The following is a 1,216-nucleotide window of genomic DNA, read 5'->3' on the forward strand; positions in this document are numbered from 1 at the left end:
TTTTTTGAGGATACTCATATACAAATTCCAAATTATCGTCATAGATTTCAAAACTACATTGACAATTAATTCTATTTAAAATATCTGCTATATTTTTTACTCTTTTGATTACTTCTTGTTCGCTTCCAGCAACTTCTCCATTAAATAAATATTCTGAGCTTTGAGCGGTTTTCTCAGTTTCTAAATCATAGATATCTGTGCGAATTTTTAAACATTCATTGCCATTGAATTGTGATTTATATACATAAACTTCTGATTTTGTTAATCCCAGATTATATCGTAGAATTTTGCAAGGTTTTTCTAAACTACTATTACAAATCAATATGCCATATATATTATTATATAGTCTATTACAATCAAACATTTGTCGTTATTAAGATGAAGATTATAGTTTTACAGATCGAGCAAACGAATTTGGTCTTATTGTTGATTCATATAAAATATTTTAGGCAAAATTTAATTCAATTGATTCTATGTTGCGATTTTGTTGGGAATTAAAATATACGCGATCGCTTCTAGGGGAATTAAAGTTGGTCTTCCTGGGCTAGATTTAATAGTTAAGAGAGCTTCGATTCCTCCTTTTCGGTACTGACCTAGCCATCTTGATACAGTGTTAGGATGCCGACCTAACATAGCTGCTAGATATGTCCTACACTGTTTGCGAGGGAGCGTTTTGAGCCAATAGAGAACTTGAACCCTTTCCTTCTTTTTGGCACTTTTTTGCTGAACCAATAACTTTTTCAGTGTTCCCTCTGATTCAATAATTTCAATTTTGAGGACTCCAGACACTGAGAAATTTTAGAATAGCTACTTTTTCAGTATTCATAGCATTATTTAAGTAAATTGGTATCAGCAATCAATTTTTACTTCAATGCTTTGGTAGTAATTTGAATCACACTTTGACTAGAGGAATTTTTATTGATGATTTCTGTCTAAGCTTTGAAACATGCTGGAAAAAACAGTTACTTCTTCAGTGGTGATTGTGTTCGTTTTCGTAATCACCGACTTAGCTTAACGTGAGTTCGACAAAAAGTGGAGGGATTTCCGATAATAAATCTAGTCATCTCAATAGCCATCTCAAATTGGAGAGATTGGCTAGAGATTCTGGAATAGTTGTTAGCTGGTTATCTGATAAATCTAGTCCTCTCAAATTGGAGAGATTGGCCAGAGATTCTGGAATAGTTGTTAGCTGGTTATCTGCTAAATTTAGCCATGC

3 protein-coding genes are annotated in these 1,216 nt (G+C 32.8%); all 3 read right to left on the minus strand.

Going from position 1 to position 1,216, the window contains the following annotated elements; all coding sequences use genetic code 11:
* A partial coding sequence (locus tag H1P_RS31370) for a hypothetical protein (RefSeq protein ID WP_222427337.1) occupies nt 1-322 on the minus strand: 322 nt, incomplete at its 3' end.
* Between the two features lie 149 nt (nt 323-471).
* Nucleotides 472-789 carry a helix-turn-helix domain-containing protein gene (locus tag H1P_RS31375; protein WP_144875119.1) on the minus strand — a complete coding sequence of 106 codons (318 nt, stop codon included), beginning with the start codon at nt 787-789 and terminating at the stop codon, nt 472-474.
* Between the two features lie 271 nt (nt 790-1,060).
* Nucleotides 1,061-1,216: leucine-rich repeat domain-containing protein (locus tag H1P_RS39635; RefSeq protein ID WP_186376255.1), on the minus strand; the 156-nt coding region annotated here is incomplete at its 5' end.

This window comes from Hyella patelloides LEGE 07179, from assembly GCF_900659865.1.
GTDB lineage: Bacteria > Cyanobacteriota > Cyanobacteriia > Cyanobacteriales > Xenococcaceae > Hyella > Hyella patelloides.